The 22,860-nt window shown below is 40.7% G+C and carries 15 protein-coding genes; 6 read left to right on the top strand and 9 right to left on the bottom strand.

Annotation, left to right across the window (positions count from 1 at the left end; all coding sequences use genetic code 11):
* Positions 1-198: 198 nt before the first annotated feature.
* Both AK823_RS07645 and AK823_RS07650 read right to left on the bottom strand, forming a co-directional pair.
* Complete coding sequence (locus tag AK823_RS07645) at positions 199-1,638, bottom strand: cytochrome c (protein WP_068327961.1); 1,440 nt, start codon at positions 1,636-1,638, stop codon at positions 199-201.
* 1,001 nt (positions 1,639-2,639) lie between these two features.
* A complete protein-coding gene (locus AK823_RS07650) occupies positions 2,640-3,248 on the bottom strand; it encodes a flavodoxin family protein (RefSeq protein WP_068327963.1) in 609 nt (202 codons plus the stop codon).
* Positions 3,249-3,894: 646 nt separating this feature from the next.
* Here AK823_RS07650 and AK823_RS07655 point away from each other — a divergent pair.
* On the top strand, positions 3,895-5,154 hold the full coding sequence (locus tag AK823_RS07655; RefSeq protein ID WP_068327965.1) for a YeeE/YedE family protein: 1,260 nt from the start codon (positions 3,895-3,897) through the stop codon (positions 5,152-5,154).
* A 98-nt stretch (positions 5,155-5,252) separates the two neighbouring features.
* On the opposite strand, the gene pgeF is transcribed toward AK823_RS07655, so the two are convergent.
* Positions 5,253-6,197: a peptidoglycan editing factor PgeF gene (pgeF, locus tag AK823_RS07660; RefSeq protein ID WP_068327967.1), complete on the bottom strand. Its 945-nt coding sequence runs from the start codon at positions 6,195-6,197 to the stop codon at positions 5,253-5,255.
* A gap of 3 nt (positions 6,198-6,200) precedes the next feature.
* On the bottom strand, positions 6,201-7,367 hold the full coding sequence (locus AK823_RS07665) for an RluA family pseudouridine synthase (RefSeq protein WP_068330220.1): 1,167 nt from the start codon (positions 7,365-7,367) through the stop codon (positions 6,201-6,203).
* Between the two features lie 697 nt (positions 7,368-8,064).
* On the opposite strand from AK823_RS07665, the gene AK823_RS07670 reads away from it, so the two are divergent.
* From AK823_RS07670 to rpoD, 3 genes are all read left to right on the top strand, one after another.
* Complete coding sequence (locus AK823_RS07670; protein WP_068036023.1) at positions 8,065-9,243, top strand: outer membrane protein assembly factor BamD; 1,179 nt, start codon at positions 8,065-8,067, stop codon at positions 9,241-9,243.
* A 307-nt stretch (positions 9,244-9,550) separates the two neighbouring features.
* Positions 9,551-11,764, top strand: coding sequence for a CHC2 zinc finger domain-containing protein (locus AK823_RS07675; RefSeq protein ID WP_068327969.1), 2,214 nt, complete (start codon positions 9,551-9,553; stop codon positions 11,762-11,764).
* 418 nt (positions 11,765-12,182) lie between these two features.
* Positions 12,183-14,081: an RNA polymerase sigma factor RpoD gene (gene rpoD, locus AK823_RS07680; RefSeq protein WP_068036027.1), complete on the top strand. Its 1,899-nt coding sequence runs from the start codon at positions 12,183-12,185 to the stop codon at positions 14,079-14,081.
* Between the two features lie 822 nt (positions 14,082-14,903).
* Here rpoD and AK823_RS07685 read toward each other — a convergent pair.
* Genes AK823_RS07685 through AK823_RS07695 form a run of 3 tightly spaced genes read right to left on the bottom strand, consistent with a single transcriptional unit; the run spans position 14,904 to position 17,978 of the window.
* Positions 14,904-15,449, bottom strand: coding sequence for a DUF3124 domain-containing protein (locus tag AK823_RS07685; protein WP_068327971.1), 546 nt, complete (start codon positions 15,447-15,449; stop codon positions 14,904-14,906).
* A gap of 18 nt (positions 15,450-15,467) precedes the next feature.
* Positions 15,468-16,169 (bottom strand): TrkA family potassium uptake protein, encoded by a 702-nt coding sequence (locus AK823_RS07690; protein WP_068036030.1) that lies wholly within the window; start codon positions 16,167-16,169, stop codon positions 15,468-15,470.
* Positions 16,170-16,217: 48 nt separating this feature from the next.
* Complete coding sequence (locus tag AK823_RS07695) at positions 16,218-17,978, bottom strand: potassium transporter TrkG (RefSeq protein ID WP_068327977.1); 1,761 nt, start codon at positions 17,976-17,978, stop codon at positions 16,218-16,220.
* Positions 17,979-18,389: 411 nt separating this feature from the next.
* On the opposite strand from AK823_RS07695, the gene ampC reads away from it, so the two are divergent.
* Positions 18,390-19,565 (top strand): class C beta-lactamase, encoded by a 1,176-nt coding sequence (ampC, locus tag AK823_RS07700; protein WP_068327980.1) that lies wholly within the window; start codon positions 18,390-18,392, stop codon positions 19,563-19,565.
* Between the two features lie 91 nt (positions 19,566-19,656).
* Here the strand turns inward: ampC and AK823_RS07705 are convergent, their stop codons facing one another.
* Positions 19,657-20,541 carry a hypothetical protein gene (locus AK823_RS07705; RefSeq protein ID WP_068327982.1) on the bottom strand — a complete coding sequence of 295 codons (885 nt, stop codon included), beginning with the start codon at positions 20,539-20,541 and terminating at the stop codon, positions 19,657-19,659.
* A gap of 114 nt (positions 20,542-20,655) precedes the next feature.
* Positions 20,656-21,582 carry a bestrophin family ion channel gene (locus AK823_RS07710; protein WP_068327984.1) on the bottom strand — a complete coding sequence of 309 codons (927 nt, stop codon included), beginning with the start codon at positions 21,580-21,582 and terminating at the stop codon, positions 20,656-20,658.
* A 477-nt stretch (positions 21,583-22,059) separates the two neighbouring features.
* Here AK823_RS07710 and AK823_RS07715 point away from each other — a divergent pair, with 477 nt between their 5' ends.
* A complete protein-coding gene (locus tag AK823_RS07715) occupies positions 22,060-22,440 on the top strand; it encodes a DUF493 domain-containing protein (protein WP_082785672.1) in 381 nt (126 codons plus the stop codon).
* The last annotated feature ends 420 nt before the right edge of the window (positions 22,441-22,860 follow it).

The following is a 22,860-nucleotide window of genomic DNA, read 5'->3' on the forward strand; positions in this document are numbered from 1 at the left end:
TAATGTCCTTAAGTAGACTGTCGTGCGTGACGGTGTGGCAGTAGGCACTTCTCTTATTATTAGTTTGGCTTATATGCTCTGTATCTTATGCCAAGCTCTATTCCTCTGCCGTCTTGCACTTAATCTATGTCTTGTAATAAGCGTCTCATACGCATTTATAAGATTACTTGCTTGGTTGTCTGAACAAATCAATTCCAATTATCTGTGGCGCCTAGAACGTATAATCGTCCGAATAATAAATATAATAATGACGATAGCTACGATGATGCCTATTATCGCAAGCAGGCCTGCATACTTAATTAAAAAAGGTTGCTCAGGTTCTGATGCTATTACTTTATCGACATCAGCGGCACTTACATTACTGCTAGCAAGACTGCCAAAGTTCACGCGTACATAATTGGTAATACCAGCAATTTGCTGACTGCTTAACTCTTCTGAAAATCCAGGCATTTTAGGACTGGTATTGGTTGCGCCATTAATACCATGAAGAATAACGTTGATTAGACCATCTGGATTATTACGTCGGATACTACTTAGACCGATAATAGGTGCATAACGGGCATCGGGCTGACCATAACCATCGACCCCATGACAGCTACCACAAGCAGCAAGGTATAACGCTTCGGGCGAATTACTACCGCCACTAACATCCGCTTTAGCCTGTGCCAAATAATCTTTTTGAGCAAGAAGATCATGAGTGATTGATTCATTAATCGGGGTTGGTAAACGTGATGCATCGACCGGATGAATTTTGTCATCTGTTCGGACAGCGGGTACGGCTTTAAGATAAGAGGCAATTGCATTCAAATCTGCATCTTTTAGATAGCGAGTGCTGTGCGCAACCACTTCACCCATCGGACCGCCAGCAAAGACCCGTTGATCCAGCTCACCTGTACGCAAATAGGTGATGATATCTTGCTCACTCCAATTACCTATCCCACTCGATTTATCAGGGGTGATATTTGGTGCGTACCAAGTGCCAAGTTGTGCACCTGACAGATAATTATCTTTATCAAAACCCATGGTACTGTTACGCGGCGTATGACAAGTGCCACAATGAGCAAGGTTATTTACTAAGTACTCGCCGCGTTGCTGCGTTTGCGTTAGCCCCTCACGATTTTCTGTAGAAGGTATGTTAATCGCGTTCCAACCTAACATTAAGGTACGAAAGTTAAACGGAAAAGGTAAATCTGTTTTGTACTCAGGAGCTTCATCAACGACTGGTACGGTCTGCAGATAAGCAAATAACGCACTGACATCTTCATCTTTCATGCCGTTATAAGATGGATATGGCATGGCAGGATAAATCATGTGGTCGAGAGCACGGCCTTGCTGGAGCGCTTTTTTTAGATCCGCTTCGGTATAGTTGCCGATACCATAGCGTTTTGACGGGGTAATATTGGTCGCGTAAATATCACCCATTGGAGTTTCAATTGCGACACCCCCCGTATAGTCCTCGCCATGGCAAGCCATACAGTCAGCAGCACGTGCAATATAAGCACCGCGGTTGACTAAATCGCTATTGGCAGGGCTTACATTAGGCAAGCTTGCACTTGGAGTGTTAACTCCTTCAGCCATCACGGTGCTGGAAGTGAAACCAATAATAAGCATCGATAACATTATAGAAAGTGGCTTCATAATATCCTCATATAGCTGGCATATAGTGGCTGGAAAAATTAAGGCTGCTTAATAAAAAAGAAGTAGAAAAAGGTAGTCAACAGTTTTCAAAACTAACAGTCCGGTTCTATTCTGCCTTATTATTGTGATTAGTCCTGTATAGACTTTCAGTGTTGGTATTGGTGTTGGTTACTCGTTTATGAATAGATATTTCCATTAATTATTACACTTATATGTCAAGTAATTTATATTTACCCTCTTAAGGTAAAACTATTTCGCTATTATTGCTTAAATATTAACCTATTTAACTCATTTTTTTACAAAAATTAAAATTTACCATTGACACATCAACCGTGACAAAATTTTCAAAATAATTAATCATATAATATTTAATAATTATCTAATAAAGCCTTTAAAAACATCTACTAAGCTTAAATATAGTTCATTATTTTATTAAAACGATATTTAATAGTTGCATGAAAACTCACTACTTTATTCGCTTAGGCTAATTTATACAGAGAGTATTGTATACATAACATATACAAATGCTGAGACAGATTTTTTAATGTAAATATATAACTCACAAATAAATAATTTATACAACATAAAAAATCAGCTGTTTTCTGTTGAAGTAAATTTGATATTTTTGAAAATAAACGACACTAAGCAAAAGTATACTATTGCTTAATAATAGGTTTTGGTTATTATGTAAGCTATTTGAGTACTACAAAAGGTATGCTGAGAATTACTATGAAATCGTTCAATTTTTCCTGCGTGCTTTTAATCATGACGCTACTTACTGGCTGCCAAGCCATTCAGTTTTTTGATAGTCCTATTCCTGTCACTTCTAACCCTAACTTAGTCAATGTTAATTCGGTTGATAATCCGTTCAATCAATAGCAATCAATATAAACAGCGCCCATTAAAAAAGCAGACATCAATATTGACGTCTGCTTTTTTATCATTATTTAATATTCACTACTTTATACGTAATGAGTATTAACTTACTATATTTTAATCACTTAACATGCTGGCTGATGCTTAATTATGGTCTTTGCCAAATGATCACCAAACCAAATAGCAGTATCAATATCACCTTTGCCTGGAGTTTCCTCAGGTGGTCCATCAAGCGACTGAGTCATCAAACCTAAGAAGCTTGATAATCGGTTTAAATCATTTTCACCATGACCTGTCGGCATAAGTGGTAGCCCAATCCAGTTCATGCCATGCTGCATAGCATATAATGAAATCTGCTGTAATACTGCCAATTTGTCACCACTTAGACCACCTGAGTTAGCAAAAGCGGCTGCCCACTTACCTTCCCATTTTCGATGGTACCAACGCTTGGAGGTCTCATCCATAAAAGTTTTGAATTCAGCCGTGACACTGCCCATATATACCGCACTACCAAAAACGAGCAAATCTGCCTGATCCAAAAAATTCCAGTCAACGTCATGAACATCGACAGCTTTAGCTTGCGCCTCTGGTAATTGTTGGCGTGCACCCTCGACTATCGCTTCAGCTACGCGCTTGGTATGACCATAATTACTATGATAAATAACCGCTATTGATACAGTACGCAGGTTATCAGTATTGGAAGATTGCAAAGACGGTGCTACAGATGTATTCATACGAACTCTAATAATGGGTAATAAGTAATTAATTGAATAGTTAAAAGTTAATACTTTAAAACTTCATGAAATATGATTAATAACAATTTGAGCGGCTCACGATAATCAGTGCCATTTGGCTCATTGCTGCACTTTGCATTGTTTAGCAGCAGTAAAGGCCACCCTCATGATCTATATGTTGATAAAGCACACTAAATAATATGCGCCAAGCTTCAGTAAATTCAAGCATATCAATATTAGACGCGTCTTGGTTAGCGCTTAATTTATTAGTGCACACTTTTTTTATTAGTGCATACTCTAGCGAGATTTGACAGATTATCAACCAATCTTATGTAAGTAATCAATATTAGTCTGCATAAGCTACGAGCCAGCTCCTGCCAATTATAGTGAAAACCGATAATAACAAACGAGCTGATTCAAATATATGTTATTCCATATTATTATATGCTAATTCTTATTCTTCTAGTGCCTTCATGTTTACTTTCATTCCAATAAGACTATGATGTAGCGCTGATTCGTTACTCATTGTAGAACTTCAACAAGTTCTATAAATCGACATAGAATCCACACTTCTACATCCAATATTCTAAAAAACTCTTATAAAAATAACATCCGATCAAATGCATCGGAGAAGGAAGCTATTACTTTGAATACTATCACTAGAGTTCAACCGGTAAACGACACAAAAGATCCTGTTGTGAGAGAGAATCTTGCTTTAAATGCACCGCAGAAAGCGTTAATAGCGGGAGGCGCAGTTGCAGGTCTGCTGCTGCTTATTCATTTACTTGATACCCAACACATATCCCAATCATTGCTCCTTGGCATTGGTCTTTTGCTAGGTTATACCCTCTTTCATGCTCGCTTTGGTTTTACCTCCGCGTTCAGACGTATGATGGCAGTAGGCAATGGGCAGGCAATGCGCTCCCATATGCTGATGTTGGCGGTCGCTGTGACGTTGTTTGCGCCAATACTTGCCTATGGCACCACCATTTTTGGTGGGCCAGTCGCAGGCTATGTCGCACCGTTGGGTGTCAGCTTAGTCGTGGGGGCTTTCGTGTTCGGCATTGGCATGCAACTTGGTGGCGGCTGTGCTTCTGGCACGCTCTACGCGATAGGAGGTGGACGTTCTGTCATGTTCATAACTTTTATCTTCTTCATAGTCGGAGCCACGATTGGCGCTTATCATCTCCCATTTTGGACAGAAGAGATGCCAGCTTATGCACCCTATTCGTTAGCCACTTCTACAGGCCTCGGTTATACAGGCGCGTGGCTAGTATCGCTTGCACTATTCGGTTTAATCGCATGGGTAACGTTAATCATTGAGAGAAAAAGAAACGCACCAAAGATGGCACCCGTGCCTTCTGAATCTGGTTGGAAACGGATTTTTCGAGGCTCTTGGCCACTGTTTGCGGCAGCAATTATTCTAGCCCTACTTAATGCATTGACCTTACTAACGCGTGGTCAGCCTTGGGGCATTACTTCAGCCTTTACATTATGGGGTTCTAAAATTGCTAGCGGTTTGGGCGTTGATGTTGCCAGCTGGGGCTATTGGCAAGGGGCTAATGCTGCCGCTCTTGATGCTTCTATCTTTGCAGATTCAACGACTGTACTAAATATCGGTATCATCATTGGCGCATTTATCGCTTCGGCAGCGGGTGGTTTGTTCAAATTTACCCAGATTACTGCAGGTAATTTTGCTGCTTCTGTGATTGGTGGTCTGATGATGGGATACGGTGCGCGTCTTGCATTTGGCTGTAATATCGGTGCTTACTTCGGTGGTATCGCTTCTTTTAGTTTGCACGGTTATATTTGGGGCATACTCGCAATGGCAGGGACTTTCTTAGCATTATACTTGCGTCCGCTATTTGGACTGTCAGTACCGAAGTCCAATGATTCTGTGTGCTAATAATAAGTAATCAGATTGAATCGACAATAAAAAATAGCAGGTTTTAGGCTGCTATTTTTTATTTCTATATACCCCAATATTTTTTTCAAGCATTGTACCTAAATGGCTAAACTGCGCACGACAATCAATGCCATTCGCCCTGTAGCTGGCTGCTGCAAATGCGTCTGCCGCCGATAAGAATAATAACGAGGATCAGCATAGCTACAGTCAATATCTGAATCGTTAGAAACACGGATACCTAACGTTTCTAATTGATAGGCAGCAAGCTTCGGTAAATCTAGCTTTATCTTATCGCTGCCATCAGTAGAATTGGCTGGTATAGAAAATAGCGCGGCAAAATTATCCAGATGCTCGGTTGATAATGAGTTACTTTCTATACAACCTGCTAATAACTTATCTCGAACTTGGCTACCTACTTCATAGTGCGCTTGGCTAATACTAACGCCAATCCAAGCTATAATCTGCCCTGCCGACTCAAAACGCTCAGCAGTAGTCTTAATAATGCCACACGCCAGCCCTTGCCAGCCAGCATGAATAGCTGCTATCTGTCCACTTGCTGGTTGATATAAGACAATAGGTACGCAATCTGCGGTCATGATAGCTAGACCCAGTTCAGCTTGCTGACTGACTAGCGCATCAGCATCTACCGGACGCATACTCAGCGGACTGACATCAACATCATGAATCTGCTTGCCATGAACCTGATTGACCCAGTGTAAGCGTTTGATAGAGGCACGCTGCTGCGTTGCTAATTGCTGGTTGATAGCAGCTAATAGACGCATACGATTATCTAATACTTGTGCAGGGTTATCAGCGACATGCAATCCAAGGTTCAACTCACCATAGCTTGCTTGCTCTGTTTGCAGCATTTTTTGAGATTTCTGATTATACGTCTCAGACTCTGTACTTTTAAAATCAGCACCTTCAAGACCTGGATTTTTAAAATCAGTATCCTCAAAATCAGCCGTTTGCAAGGCTGCTGTCTGAAACACAGTCACATCATCAAGCTGTGCCAGCATCGTCAGGGGAAGTTTGTCTGTCATATCTTATTCGTCATCATAGCCATCACTTAACACTGCCATCAACTTCTGCATATCTTCAGGAATAGGTGTCGTCACTTCGATGTCCTCACCCGTCGTCGGATGAACAAAGCCTAGGGTATAGGCATGTAATGCTTGACGCGGGAAATTACTAATCGCATTGCGCTGAGCCTCTGTCAAGCCTGCTCGTAATTGACGACGACCACCATAGACGCGATCACCCACAATTGGATAGGTAATATGACTTAAATGCACACGAATCTGATGGGTACGTCCAGTCTCAAGCCCTACATCTAATAGACAATAATTATCATTAAGGGCAGTGACGTTTAACAAGTGCGTGACCGCTTCACGCCCAGCTGTCATAACAGTCATCTTGGTACGCTGATTACGATGACGGCCAATCGGTGCATCAATACGACGATGGCGCATCAGGCTTGCTTGATCGCCAGCTACTACACATTGATAATGACGATAAACAGATTTGTCTTTCAACTGTTCCATTAAAGCCATTTGAGCGGGTTTGGTTTTGCCAATAAGCAATAACCCAGAAGTATCTTTATCAATACGATGTACCAGACCTGCACGCGGCAAATGATGCTGCTGCGGATAGTGATACAGTAGCGCGTTGACCAAAGTGCCAGTCTGATTACCAGCGCCAGGATGCACCACCATACCCACAGGCTTATTGATGACCAATACGGCGTCATCTTCATAAACCACTTCAATATCGATATTTTCTGGCTGATCTTCGCTGTGCTGCTGCAGTGTCGTCGAGAGATGTATAACGTCTCCCGCTTTGACGCGTTGCTTAGGCTTTTGCACGCTGCCATTATATAACAAGCTGCCGTCGCTAACCCAGCCCTGGAGCTGCGCACGCGAGAAGTCAGTGAAAACTTGTGAAGCAAGCTTGTCTATACGTAAACCCGCTTCATTTTCAGTAACGGTATAGGTCATATCAATAACTTGCGGTATAGCTTGTCCAGCTATAGAATTATCGTCACCTTGCTCTTCATCATGACTTTCATCATCGTCGTCATCGATTTCTTCATAATCTAGAGCCGACTCATCGTCAAGTAAGTCGCCATCGTTTAACAATTCATCCTGTACGGATGGTTGTTGCGCTGATAGTTCAGTATCAGGTATCTGTTTCGGTGTTATATTTGTGGTCATAGCATTATTATTCGTAGCAGATTTATAGGTGACAATTTCCATAAATGAAAAAGTCATAAGGAGTAACTTTATAAAGCTATAAAGCCGCAATTCATAGGGTATTAAAATTAGAACCCTAAAAAATCACAATAAAAAGTCGGTTAAATATCGCTATAGTGTAACATGCCAAGAGCCTTTAGCCCTACAGTTGCGAGTACTTATCTATCATCTTCTATCGAGACATATGCCACTAGACGTTCTAACATATAACTCTCTATAATATAACGTTGCCGTAATTTACTGTATATTCGGGAATAATAGCAATATTTGTCGTCGCCCATCAAAGTCGCTCATGCTAAACTATTCAAAATTTATCATATGACGCTTTACTGATAAGCATAGCCATCAAACTTTGCAACAATAAAAAGGATAACTGTCTATAAATATAGTGCTGATTAATTGTAATTTGACTACAAAATAGCGCACGAAAAAATAGACGAAGGAAACGTTATTCTATAAAGTAATCGTGGTTTTGCTGTATGCTATGCCGCAGCTATGTTCAATTATGAGCAGTTATTTACTTGATACCTTGCTGTTTTATACCTTTGTTGTTTTGCACGTTGTTATCTTATAGCTTGATAGTCAGCTTTTTATCATTAACTTTGTTCTTAGTATGATAGCGCCACCGCTATTATGCGCCTTGTGTCGGAGAAGAAGTATGCGCCCTATTGGCAACACATTTATCAAAATCTCATCAATAACCTTGCTTGCCATAAGTGTAAACTTGGTAGGCTGTCAGACTTTTAAAAACCTGACTAGTAAAGACAGCGATGCGGTCGAAACTGCTGAAAAGTCAGAGCAAGGTTACTATAGTGATGCTATTGCTCAAATCGATAAGGGACGCTATATACAGGCTATCGAAGACCTGACTAATTTACGTACTTTTTATCCTACAGGGCAATATGCTGAGCAAGCACTGCTTGACACAATGTATGCTCAATATGCAAGTGGCAGCTTTGAAACAGCAGCGGCAAGTGCTGATCGATTTATTAGCCTCTACCCTGCTAACCCGCAAGTCAGTTACGCATATTACGTACGCGGTGTGGCCAATATGCAAGGCTCATCTGAAGGTATTAAACTGTTTAAGCTTAATCAGTCTGAACGTGATACTGCCTATTTTCGTATCGCCTTTGCTAACTTCCAAGAGCTTATCAATAAATACCCCAACAGTCCTTATGCGCCCGATGCAGCGCAACGTATGACTTTTATCTATAATCAATTTGCTCATAGTGAGTTGACCGCTGCTAACTGGTATATCGAACGTAAAGCGCATGTAGCCGCTGTAAATCGTGCCAAATGGGTATTCCAGTATTATCCACTGAGCGAAGCCGTACCAGAAGCGATCGCTATCCTTGCTTACAGCCATCAGCAGTTAGGATTGACGGACTTAGCGAAAGAATATAAAACCCTACTCCAGATCAACTATCCAGAATGGCTTACTAGCGATGGGCGTGTCAGGTTGTCTACCAAGGCTGACCGTTCATGGTTGAATAAACTAACCTTTGGACAGCTTGGTCGTGCCAGCTTAAAAGATACACCGCTTAGCAATGGTGAATATACTGGAGCAACCAAAACTCAAATAGTTCGAGCGGCTACTCAGCTTAGATTGCCAGCTACTAATGCTGCTTCTCCAGTTGCTAGTGGTGCGCCAACTCGTCGCAATACTGGTGTTAATATAGGTTTGGGTTTACCTGAAAATGTGACTGAGCAAGTATCTAGTCAAGGTAGTCCAAGTGCTGCGGCAACAGAAGCCACCGTGAATCCACAAAACATGAATCCAACTCGCAGTACTATGTCACCTACTGATGATACTGTAGATATGGACGATGACAATTAAATTATCTAGGTAATTGTTATACCTTTAAAATAGACTACAACTTACGATAAACCATAGGGCCAACTGTATAGTTGGCCTTATTTTCCTATTGATTTTTTACAAATTCTGCATCTTATATAATGATAGATGAAACGCTAATATTTTGAATTTAGTTATCTATTCATTGCTTAGGCTATTTTATTATTGCTTTAAATCCTTATCACTTCTCTCAGCTTTGCTATGGATTTGATTTAACGGTTTAGAATAATACAAAAATAAAAGTGCTAAAATAACGCTTGTCTTATCCTATGGTAAATTATTTTTTCTCATGAGCATTCCTAATCATATTCTTGAACAACTGAACAGCCAAGCTGACTTGATTAGTATTATTGGTCGTCATACGACGCTTAAACGTGCTGGTAGTGAATATAAAGGATGTTGTCCGTTTCATGGTGAAAAGTCACCTTCGTTTTATGTTAATCCACAAAAGAACATTTACCACTGTTTTGGCTGTAGTGTCGGTGGCAATGCCATTAGCTTTTTACGCGACTATGAAAGTCTAACTTTTATTGAAGCGGTGAATGAGTTATCAAAGCAAACTGGCATCGAAGTGCCAAAAGATGACCAGCAAAATGTCAGCTATCAGCGCAACAAACCTAATAGTAAGCCAACAGCCAAGCCAGCATCTAGACCAAATGCCAGGTCAATACAGCAAACACCCTCTACTTCATCACCTACCTCATCGGATACACAATCAACAGCGCTATCTAATGGGCAGTCGTCAGCTGATATCCCGTCTATTTCTTCTGACTCATATGAGTATCAGCAGACTAACGACTATGCAAGTCCGCCCAATTATGACGATGCAAGCTATAGTAGCTCGCTCACAGACAGTCCCTATGATGGCACAAGTTATGACAGTTCAGGGTACAGTGACTACCCGCCTACATGGCCTGCGGATGGTTCAGCATCATTTGATTCCGTAGCATTCCATCCAGTAGATCTGAATGATAATAATGTAAGCGACCAAGACGGTAATCTGTATGAATTACTGGAGCAGATTCAAAAGTTTTATCAGCACAATCTAACCACGCACCCTCATGCCAAACATTATTTTATGACGCGCGGTATTACTGAAGATATCTTTGAGACCTTCGGGCTTGGTTACGCGCCGTTTGGTTGGCAACATCTTGAGCATCAGTTCCCGCAAGACATTGAGGGACTCAAAGCCTTAGGTCTGGTACGCCAATCAGAGTCAGGACGTGATTATGACTTGCTCCGTGATCGAGTCATCTTTCCAATCCGAGATAATCAAGGACGCACTATTGGTTTTGGCGGTCGAGCGTTAGATGATGAAGTTAAGCCCAAATATATTAACTCTTCAGACTCGCCCGTCTTTCATAAGCAGCATGTACTGTATGGCTATTATGAATCAAGACAACAGCGTGCAGACCGCTGGCTAGTGGTCGAAGGCTATATGGATGTGATTGCCCTTTACCAAGCTGGTATTTATGGTGCGGTGGCATCCATGGGCACGGCTATTAATGAAAGCCAAATCTCGCGTCTATTGACCCTTAATCCCACTCTAACATTGAGTTTTGATGGAGATAGCGCTGGGCAAAAAGCCGCTTGGCGCACCCTTGAAGTTGCTCTACCTGTCCTAAGCGACGATAAAGAACTGCGATTTCTATCATTGCCTAATAACCATGATCCTGATACGTTTATCAAGGCTAATGGCGCGGAAGCTATGCGTGAGCAAATCATCAATGCTATGCCGCTATCGCAATACATTTTTGCCTATTTAAGTGAGCGTTATGATTTAGCATTGGCAGAAGGTAAAGCCAAGCTCATGTCACAAGTGCGCACTTTGACTACCTCACTACCTAAAGGCAGTAGTTTTCGTTATCTATTAAATAATGACATTTATCAAAAACTGGGTGGCAAACGTAGCCAAAACGTTGAGGCCAAAGACGCGTTGCTAGATTTTGATGGCGATATGACCATCAGCCAGCAGTTGCAGCTATGTTTTTTATTTCAGCCGCGTATATTCCAAGAAGACCCTATCGAGGCGATTTGGCGACAAGCTGGTATTGATAGTTTAGACTTCCCTGCTCATATCAAACAAAAAGCGCCTGCTGATGCTTTTAGATCATTAGCTTGGGAAGACTTGCAAGATACCGCATTACTCGATGTGGTCAATACCATTAAGCGTTGTTTGGCATATCTACCAACAGATGCCAATGCCGCCGCACACTTTATTATGTCGAATGTACAACCTGTTACTCAAGAGATGTTAAGCCGCAGTTGGGGCGCTTTTTATAAGACACTAACGACTAGAAATATTTTGAGTGTTGATGAGCTGGTCGAAAACTTAGTCATGCAGCTGCTTAAACTTCATATGCAAAAAAAGATGCAGGATCTAATCAAAAATCCAGATCATGTCAGACTTGCCATCGTACGCAAGCAGACACAACTATTAAATGACTGGTTACGTGCGCAGCAAGCAGAACAGTCAGCGCAAATGGCCACTGTTAAATCTTGATTTATTAGCTATTAAGCAGATAGTAGATAGCTAATAAAGAACCAACCCTTTAAAACATTGTACATTGCCCCCATCATTTATGATTATGGCTAGCACACATTTATAATAAGATATAAGTAGCAACTAATTGACTGTACCGTGCTCGATAGCGGTGGTCTGTGTTAAACTATGCGGCTGTGAATATTGACTGTCATTTTAGATACGGTCATATCGCCTTATTTTTTGAGTAGTATTTTTAGTAAGTTTTATTGAGCAATTTTATTGTAGTTTTTTGAGCCTTTATTCATATCAACTCATTTTCGTTATTATTGACATCCCCTACGCCTTTTTGTGATCAATCTATTGATTAGATCCACGCACCCAGCAAGCGATGGCACGTCATATCACGGAAATGTCCGACGCAAGCAAGTGAGTATTTATGAACGATAAGTCAGTTTCTAAGTCCACGTCTCAACTGGCCACCTTAATTCAAATGGGCAAAGAGCAAGGGTATCTTACCTATGCTGAGGTGAATGACCAACTGCCCGACTCCATTACAGAAAGCGATCAGATCGAAGACATTGTCCAGATGCTAACTGACGTCGGTATCAAAATCTTTGAGTCCGCGCCTGATGCTGATGACATCTTGATGAACGATGACTCAAGCGATGACGATATGGCAGCTGACGAAGCAGCGGCAGTATTAGCCTCTGTTGAGACTGAGCCTGGTCGTACTACCGATCCTGTCCGTATGTATATGCGTGAGATGGGTACGGTCGATTTGTTAACGCGTGAGGGCGAAATTGCCATTGCTAAGCGTATCGAAGAAGGTATTCGTGATGTGCAGCATGCCATGGCTTATTGGCCTGGTACAGTACAATTCGTTCTTGATGAATATCAGCGCGTAGTGGATGGTGATAAAAAGCTATCTGACGTCATCACAGGTTTTTTAGACCCTGAAACAGACGAAGATATAGCAGCAGCAAAAGAAGAAAAAGAAAGAGAGAAAGAGAAAATTTTAGTGATGAAGTCAAAAGCTATCGCTAAAGCCGAAAAAGATGACGATGATGATAGCGACGATGTAGATGACGCTGATGCAGATGATGTCGAAGAAGAAACTGGTGGTATCGATCCAGAAGAAGTGCGTCTTCGTCTAGAAGAGATCGAACATCTATTTATTAAAGCCAAACAAGCCTTGCTCGATTATGGTCGTGGCAGTACGCAAGCTGACGAAGCTTATGAGCAACTTGCCAGCCGCTTTATGATGTTGAAGCTTAACAACCGCATGTCAGATCAAGTCATGGCTATCATGCATGACGTCTATGATGACGTACGTAAGCAAGAACGCCAGATTATGCGCTTGGTTATTCGCCGTGGTCGTATGCCGCGTTCTGAATTCCGTAAAACTTTCCCAAGTAATGAAACCAACGTTGATTGGCTCACTGAGCGTCTTAAAGGCAAGCCTGCTTTTGCTGAGACCTTAGAAAAAGTCATTGATGATGTCATTTTATTACAACGTAAAATCCGTGATTACGAGCAAAAGCTCGACATGGAAATCCACGACATGAAAGATGTGGCACGTGGTATGGCGATTGGTGAAGCCAAAGCTCGCCGTGCGAAGAAGGAAATGGTTGAGGCCAACTTACGCTTAGTAATCTCTATTGCTAAAAAATATACTAACCGTGGTTTACAGTTCTTGGATTTGATTCAGGAAGGTAATATCGGTTTAATGAAAGCGGTTGATAAATTTGAATATCGCCGTGGTTATAAGTTCTCGACTTATGCAACATGGTGGATTCGTCAGGCTATCACCCGCTCTATCGCTGACCAAGCACGTACCATTCGTATTCCGGTACACATGATTGAGACCATTAACAAGATAAACCGTGTCTCACGTCAGTTGCTACAAGAGATGGGACGTGAGCCAACGCCTGAGGAATTAGGCGAACGCTTAGAGATGGACGAAGTTAAAGTTCGTAAAGTACTGAAGATTGCCAAAGAGCCTATCTCAATGGAGACTCCTATCGGTGATGATGAAGATTCGCACTTAGGCGACTTTATTGAAGACTCAACGATTTCAAGTCCTGTTGATGATGCAACATCTGCTGGTCTACGTGAAGCCACTCGTGACGTATTAGGTAACCTAACTGAGCGTGAAGCGCGTGTACTAAAAATGCGTTTCGGTATTGATATGCCAACCGATCATACTTTGGAAGAAGTCGGTAAGCAGTTCGATGTGACTCGTGAGCGTATTCGTCAAATTGAAGCAAAAGCGCTACGTAAGTTACGTCATCCTTCACGTTCTGAGCATTTACGCTCTTTCCTTGAAAACGACTAATTTATATAGGAATTGCTGAACTTATATAAACGTTCTGAAAAGAAAATCAAAAAAGCTGAGCATGTCTCAGCTTTTTTGTGCCTGTTAGATACCATGTGATAACGCTATAGTCCTTTCACTACAAGAGACTCAAGTTAAAAAATCTATCAAAAGTGCACAAGGCCAAAAGCGTGTTTATCACACCATTCGCGGCTATACTGGCTTACGTTTACGCATACGTAGTGAGAATGTCGAATTCCAACACCTTTACACACATCCAGCAACTATTAAATGCAAGGAAATGACACTAGGACTTTACCTAGCCTTAACGTTTGAACTTGCACGGCAAGCATATAATGATAATCTTAGCTTGTTAGCGCAAGGCATAGATCCGATAGCTCACCGTGATAATAAACGCATAGAACAAACCAATTCTTTAAACACTACCTTCCAAGATGTTGCTCATTACTGGCTTTGACCTATGCTGTCAATCCCCTAGACACTAACTTGGAAGATTTTAATCAGATAGCTTTATGATAATAATCTATGCTATCGATTTCATAGTCACTAAAGTTATATCTAACATTCGCAGTTCAATGTTTGTATAGCGCATCGAACGTATTCGAGTGATTATGGTAAATAGATTAAGAGATTAGTGTCTCAATCGCTTTCGATGCATTTACTCATTTAATAGAATGGTTATCTTAGGGCATACTTTAAAGAAAAAGGATTTGCACTGAGAATGTGATTTTGTATTTTGTATTTTGTATTTTGTATTTTGTATTTTGTATTTTGCTATATATGATAAAGAACAATATACATTTAATACAAAATGATTTTTTATCAGTGCACAACCGGTGTACCTTCTGTACTAAAAGCAAAGCTTTTATTACTGAAGTTACCAATCATAACTGCCTCAATGACTGGTCTCACGGTCTCATCTACACCTTCAACTTCAATTATGAAGTTAGCGCCCGAACCGCCTTTATCTTCTTCTCTTTCGACAATATAGTTCAAGGTTGCCATGGCTGGTAGCTCAATGGTTTCTGTTAAGTATGATTTAACAAGCTCGCCATGTGTCCCGTAATAATCTATTTTATTAATATATAGTGAGTTCTTTAAGGTTGTGTTGCGCACGCTCAAGGTCGCTGACAGTAAAACCTTACGATTGTCTCTATCGGTATAAATGTCTGAATAAATCGGTACATAAAAGGTTTGTTTATAGCCAAACTTGCTGTGATCAACTTTTTTTGAGCTGTTCTCAAGCTCTTTAATAGGATCTTGATGTTCTTCTGAAAACATGACATTTGGGTCTTGTTTAGACGCATCACAGCCGCTCAACAGTAGCAAGCCAGTAATACATAAGACGGATATGCGACATTTATTCATAACGTTACCTTCTATCGATTAGTGTACCTTAACCCCAACACTACGTAAAAACTGATGGATATGTTTGTTCGCCCCGTAGACCACCAGCACATCATCATTCTGTAATATCTGCTCGGGCGTTGCTAGACCTTCGATACTAGGTTTACTTTGGTGACGACCAAAGCTGTCTTCATAGTGCTCATAGCGCATGGTGCTCAGCAGTTTAAGATTAAATTTATGTTCCATTTGTAAAGCCGCAATCGTTTTTCCAATTAAAATATCTGGGATACTAATCTCAACGATACTAAAGTGATCCGTTAAGCTAAACGAGTCGACGAAATAACGTAGCGATAGCCGTTTTGCCCAGCGCATCGCTGATTCTTTTTCGGGATGAAAAATATCATCAACCCCAATCGCTTGGAGGACTTTTTCGTGGAGCGGATTGATACTGCGACTGATTAAATGCTTGGCTTTCAAGGTTTTAAACAGTGCCGTCGCCATCACATTTGCCCCTTGGTCTTCACCAATTGCCACCACGACAATATCAGTATCCATAATCGGTAGACCGTTGACCGTATACTCATCGGTTGCATCCATGCAGATGGTATGGGTGATAACCTCCTTATAAGCTTCAACCTTTTGCATGCTGCTATCGATAGCAATGACCTCATGACCTTGGCTGGTCAGCGCCATACCGAGCGAGGAGCCAAAACTTCCTAAACCTGCAATGATATATTTCATGATACTCCTTGTCATTTATGCCATCGTAAATACAGCAATGGGGCATGATTAGTTAATAGTAATCTCTTCGGTTGGATAACGATAGTTACGTTGATGCCTGTTTTTAAGTAGTGCAACAAAAATAGTTAACATGCCGACGCGCCCAACAAACATAATCACTGAGACCACAAGCTTGCTGAAGGTTGATAAATCAGCGGTTAGGTTTAAGCTGAGACCTACAGTGCTATATGCCGAAAAACATTCAAAAACGACTTTAATCAAATCAAGCTCGGGCTGCTCATAACTAATGAGCGTCACGCCCAGTCCAATGACCAATAATGACAACCACATAATTGAAAATGCACGACGAATAGAGATGTCAGCAATCTCACGTTGGAATACTTCAACTTTGGTCTGACCGCGCGCTAAGCTCAAGGTATTTAAGACTGCAATAGCAAAGGTGCTGGTCTTGATACCACCGCCCGTTGAGTTTGGCGAGGCTCCAATCCACATCAAAAAAATGGTCAGCATAATGGTCGGGAATGCCAGCGCATCCATATCAGCAATATTAAATCCTGCCGTACGCGGAGTCGCTGCCGTAAATAACCCCGTAATGACCTTGCCGTAAACACTGCTATGCTCAGCAAGTATGCCGTTGTATTCAAACATCAACACTCCAATCAGCCCGATCAGTAATAAGGCACCAGAAGTAATCAACGTAATACGACTATTAATACTGAGCAGCCATGGCTGATAACCATAACGCGGATCATGAGCATGGAGCGCCCTTTGGGTACGGTGACGTAGATAACGCAGTAAATTGGCAACAATCAAAAACCCCATACCACCAAATAAGAAGGTGGTACTAATGATCAGCTGTAAAGAATAGTTAAATCGTAGCGACTCATCATATAAGCCAGCACTGAATGTTGAGAATCCAGCATTACAGAAAGCAGAGATGGCATGAAAAACAGAAAAAAACATCCGTTCAGAGAAGTTCATACCAGGTAAATCATAAATACTGATATAAATTAGCATAGCAGCGAGTGCTTCAATGCCAAAGGTGATATATAGAATAGACTTTAAGGTTGACACCATGTCGCCTAAACGCCGTGAAAAGTTCATCTCACTGATACTGAGTTGGGTCTCATAACTGACGCCACCTTTAAAAAAGTAGCTGAAGTAAGTCACAAAGGTCAAGATTCCCAAGCCGCCAATTTGAATCAGCCCTATAATAATCACTTGCCCAAAAGTAGTAAAACGCGTTGCCGTATCTACCACAATCAGCCCTGTGACGCAGACTGCGCTGGTAGCAGTAAATAAGGCATCAATAAAGGATATAGGCTCAGTGGTAGCGTTAGGCATCATCAATAGTAACGATCCAACCAATACCACTGATAAAAAACTTAAGATGAAAAATTGACCAGGGTTTAAAAAGGCACGATTCAGATTAAAGTTATTGTCGGATATTTCACGAATAAAAGTGACAAACACGGCAATCTTAATCGCAATAAATCCATCAACTGGCATCGATAGCCCTGAACGAGCTAATTCAGTGAAATGTACCGCCAGTAAAACAAAAATAGCCACACTGGCTAGTAAGTCAAAAATCGCTACTTTATTTACAGAGAGGCGCGTCTTTGCGCGTACATAGCGCCAAACCGTTGCGACGAATCCGAGTAAAATGATAATTAAGTAAAAAAGATGAAAAATATGTTGTAGCCAAGATGATAGGGTAAATCCACTATCGACCAATGCAAATCCTATTCCAATAACACTGATAATGACGGCAAAATTATTTAATAAGCGATATGGTAGGGCTGGGTGCATAGCCTAATTCCAGACGAGGAGTAAATAGTATATTTATACTCCTTTTTTCTATTATTAACTAAGATTGGTTTTTAATAATCGTAACTAGCTATAATTTCTATGACAAACCCCTATAAATAAAGTTTGCCTTTATTTATAGGGGTTTGTCATATATTCGATATCAAATGAAATAGATGAGTTTTTTTGGCTTGCTGTGTGTGCCTATGTATGACAATGGTGGTCAGATTTAACGACTAAATAGGCAAATCACCATAGCAACAATCAAAATAGATATTAAAGTTAAAAACTTATAAAAAATGTACAAGAGTATTTGCTATGAGATAAACTGCAAAAAATAGTAATCTTACTGGCTATTAAATCTAGCATGTTTAATACCTACTATATCTACCAGACTGGACGAGTAATTGCACAATGAAAAAATCAGTTCAAACCATTTTAAATCAAGTGGGACTTACCGCTTTAATTGCAGCATCATTGATATCTGCAACAGTACAAGCAGCAGACAGTAATGATCGTCTAAAAATTACTATTGATAAGCAAGCCAAATTACTAATGAAGGAGCATAATATTCCAGGGATGGCTTTCAGCGTTATTATTGATGGCAAATCACATTTTTATTATTATGGTTTGGCTGATAAAAAAGCTGGCAAACCTGTGTCAGAAAACACCATTTTTGAGCTAGGATCTATCAGTAAGACCTTTGCAGCTACCTTAGCCAGTTACTCTGAACTAAATGGCACACTGGCATTAGAAGATACGGCTTACAAATATATTCCTTACCTAAAAAACAGCGCCATTGGCAATACTAGGCTTATAAACTTGGCCACTTATTCGGCTGGTGGTCTACCCCTACAAGTTCCTGATGAGGTTAAAAACTATAAGGAGTTACTGCGTTATTATAAGTCTTGGCAGCCTGTCTTTCCTGTCAACTCAAAGCGTCTATATTCCAATACCAGTATAGGACTGTTTGGTTATATATCAGCACTGAGTATGGACTCTAATTACACACAGCTGATGGAAGGAAAAATACTGCCGTCACTCAATATGCCAAATACCTTTGTCAATGTTCCTAATGACAAAATGGCGGATTATGCGTTTGGTTATAATGCTGCTGGAGAGCCGATAAGAGTTAATCCTGGCATGTTAGACGCCGAAGCTTATGGTATTAAATCCACCATTTCAGATATGACGCATTTCATGGCTGCGAATATGGGTCTTGTGCCATTGGATAAAGATATCCAGCAAGCGTTAGACAATAATAGAAAGGGTTACTATCAGGCGAGCACTTTTACACAAGGTTTAGGATGGGAGATGTATCCTTACCCTACTAAGCTGGATACCTTGCTTGAAGGTAATTCAATGGAGGTGGTGCTAAAGCCTCAAACCATTACGACAAACAATCATCCAACGCCTGTTTTAAACAACGTATGGGTTAATAAGACGGGCGCTACCAATGGGTTTGGCGGCTATATCGCTTATATTCCTGCTAAAAAATCAGGCATTGTCATTCTGGCAAATAAAAACTATCCAAATGCAGATAGGGTCAAAGCTGCATATAAGATTTTAGAGAGTGCGATGACTCATTGATTGAGCATGAGTCACAAAGCAACCTTATGCAAAATAGCTTTATAAGTTATTAAGAACCCAGCTAAATGCTGGGTTCTTTTACATCTAACTTTTAAGAGCAGCCTTCGACCAGATAAATCGCTTCTGGTATACCAATATCAATACTCTCTACCTGACCTTTTAATAGGTTTTTATTGTCTGCTGTCCATTCAGTCGCTTTAATTTGATAGTCATTAAGCTTTTGACCGCCCTTGATATGATATTCAATCTGTATAGGCATCTTGTGCCCTTTATTATCAAGCTTAACGTCTTCGTCTTTTAACCACTCTCCTTGTTCATTTTCTTTGATAACTTCAAAATTCACATTAGCAATCAGATTATAGTAATAGCCATCAACTGCATATTTATCAACTTCGTAAATAAGGTCATTATTATGTGCTTTCATAACCTCTTTGACTGAATCACCGACGTTAATACCTGTATAAAGCGACATGGTTGGATCCTGAATAGTAATTAGTGCAACCTTGTCATTTATAATCTGATATAGCACAGAGGCACGTTTACCGTACTTTTCATCTACATAATTTAGTTTTTCATTACTCACGTAATAGCATTGTTCGTTATTGCCACCCTCTCTCGTAAGTCCTAAATCACTGAGTATTTTAGGAGTAATAACTTGCCCAAAGCTTAACTTCTGATAACCTGATAGGCCTACCACTTTCTCATCAGGTAAATTTGTTCCTTTAGTACTTTGCTCTTCGCTTACCATTGAAGCATTTGTCGGTGTTATGTTTTTGGGCGATACAACATCTATCTCAACAATATCTTTATCTGTATCACTAGTCTGTGAATTCACATCGTTAGAAGCCATATGGTTATCAGATGATAAACTCTGTGAGTCACAGCCAGTTATCAGCTGCATACTACCGACAATAACAGTAAAGAGTAATATGAATTTGGTCATTAAAAAAAGTGACTTTTGATGAAAATTTGACATCGCTACTCTCCTAATATGAGTCTGTTGATACATAATCTCTACTCTATCAGAAGTTCAACTTAACTATTGTAATAAGCTTTTGACAGCACAGTATTTAAAATGTCGAATACCTATCTATTCTAGATAACCGTTTTTGGGAGCGATATCAGGCGGAAGATCGGTCTCTCCCAGTGCTTCTAGTAAGTTGATTTCGATAGTGCGTGACAAAGCAGTCAGTGGCAATTGATTGGCAGCCAAGCCAAAAGGCTCTTCCAACTCTTCACTAAGGACATCTAGACCGAAAAAAGTATAGGCAATTACCGCACAAATTAAAGGGGTCGCCCAGCCTAGTGAGGATACCAAGCCAAAAGGCAACATAAAGCAATACAGGTAGGTAGTACGATGCACTAAGAGCATATAAGCAAATGGCAGCGGCGTGTTATGAATACGCTCACAGGCGGCCAAGACAATCGTCATAGAAGTAAGACGCTCGTCCATGTTTTGTATCATCTGCTCCGATGATAAGCACTGACGCCGACTGTCTCCGAGTTTTTTCCCCATCAGGCGCATCAGATAATCGGGCAAGTTCTGCGTCTGGCGCATGCTCGCATGATGTATTGGTTCGACAAAACGCTCGACATCCTCCCAAGGCGAAGTACCACGAAGCCGGTGGCGTACAGCATGAGTAAAAGCAATAGTCAGGTGAATCATTGAACGCTGGGTGTCTCGCCCAGTCTCATCATCTTCATCTATAAAAGAAAGCAGCTGGCGAGTTAGGCTGCGGGCATCATAAACTAGCTGACCCCATAAACCGCGAGCTTCCCACCAACGCTGATAGCTTGCATTGTTACGGAAGCCAAGAAACAGCGATAAGGCGACCCCAAGCAAGGTAAAAGGAGCCGTACTATAAGATGGGAATGACAAAGGAAACTCGTGCTGAACAATCGTTATGAGTGTACTAAGCAAGGTGACTAGCAAAATCTGCGGATAGATCTTCGGGATGATTGAGCCGCGAAGGGTAAAGAATATCTTGAGGGCATTGGGTGTTTGCCGGACAATCATGTTAGCTTCCTAGCGAGATGGTCTGTAAGCGCAGTATTAATTATAGGCTGTGTTTCGAGTACAGAGTTGCAAACTATACATTGGCATCATAGTATAGGTAATAATTGATTAAAAGCTCTTAAATAAATGTTTATTAATCGCATCCATTAAAAGTAGTCCAACTGCTCAACATTGTAAAAAATAGCGACAAATCATTGACTACCTGTTTGACTATTCCTATCTCCTCAAAAAAATTGATAGAACAGCGCGCGCGTAAACGCCAACACTTCTGCTACATTAATAATGTATTACCCTAGCCCTCCCAGCACTTGAATAATATCCAAATGCCACTATAAATAGTGAATACAGCTACCGCACATAACAAATGTACTAATCCAAAAATTACATCAACCAAAGAACTGAGCGAGTCTCAGCTTTTTTGATTTTGCGGAAACCAATATTAAAACCAATATTTTCATAAAAAATAAGGATACCATCATGACTGATGACCCAAAAGACACCAGTAATCAAAACCAAGCGCCCAAAAAAGATGTCAAAGTCACTGAGCTAGTCGCCAACGACGGTATCTTAAAAGGCAAAAAAACTGACGTGCAAAACCCTGAGCTTTGGGAGTTCCCGATGGACTACCCAATGAGCATCATCGGTCATGAAGGCGAGCATGAGACCTTACTCAATGAAGTCAAGCTTATCCTTGGTAGCCAGTTCCCAGAGTTCGATTTGGCATCTATGGAAGTAAAACCTTCAAAAACAGGTCGTTTTCATTCGGTACGGGTCAATTTATATTTAACTACCGTTGAGCAAGTGAACATCTTATATGCCTCACTTGATGAAGCAAAAACCGTACGCATGGTGGTATAAACTCGTACGCTAAAGTTAAAAAACAAATTTAACGTTTCAATACCGCAATCGTCACTCATATGGGTGGCGATTTTTTGTAGTCTCAGGTACAATCACCACCGCTATTATTATCGTGATTACGGCTATTATTAGTAGTTAGTTTGTCGAGTAATAAAAATAAAATGACAACTACTTTTTTACAAAAAATTTTATTATTTGAGTCAATCGCGTCTAACCCTTATCCCATCGTCCTTTGCTAAATTTTGGACACGCTACAACCTCACAGCAACATAGTTTCACTCTAAAATCAATATAGCATTTTCAAAATTTTCCCGCTATATTGTGCCTACTTACTAACAAACACGCTATATCTAGTGCTCAGTGGTTTTATTCATCACTATGAGCAGCGGTATGCTTTTGTCTAAAAAAACTTCAGCGATC

Source organism: Psychrobacter sp. P2G3, assembly GCF_001593285.1.
GTDB lineage: Bacteria > Pseudomonadota > Gammaproteobacteria > Pseudomonadales > Moraxellaceae > Psychrobacter.